1 pseudogene is annotated in these 334 nt (G+C 41.9%); it reads left to right on the top strand.

Features of this window, described 5'->3' with window-relative positions:
• Nucleotides 1-26 precede the first annotated feature (26 nt).
• A pseudogene (locus J3495_RS19065) lies at nucleotides 27-334 on the top strand (hypothetical protein); the annotation flags it as partial.

Raw genomic sequence — 334 nt, 5'->3', positions numbered from 1 at the left:
AATAATAATCTTTAAGCGGTGAGAAAATGGAAAAGATCAGATTACAAATGCAGGAGATCAGACCCGATGTTCCACTCTCAATAGTGGAACTTCCCGAGGGGCACAGTCTGAATGACATGTGGGTCAATTATGGAAGTGAAGGAATATCGAATCTTTTAAAAAGTGCAAAAAAAGAAAAGACAGGAAGCACCCTGCAGATTGTAAACGGCTACAAGATCAGCTATACAGGCATCGCAGGAGTGTTTTTCGTTGTAGGCAACCTGCCTATGGATTTGGGAAACCTCAGGGTATCATTACAGATTGTGGCACATACTACACAGAAGAAACACAGGCT

Source organism: Flavobacterium geliluteum (assembly GCF_017948595.1).
In the GTDB taxonomy this organism is placed as follows: Bacteria; Bacteroidota; Bacteroidia; order Flavobacteriales; family Flavobacteriaceae; genus Flavobacterium; species Flavobacterium flavipigmentatum.
This window is presented reverse-complemented; position numbering and strand designations above follow the sequence as displayed.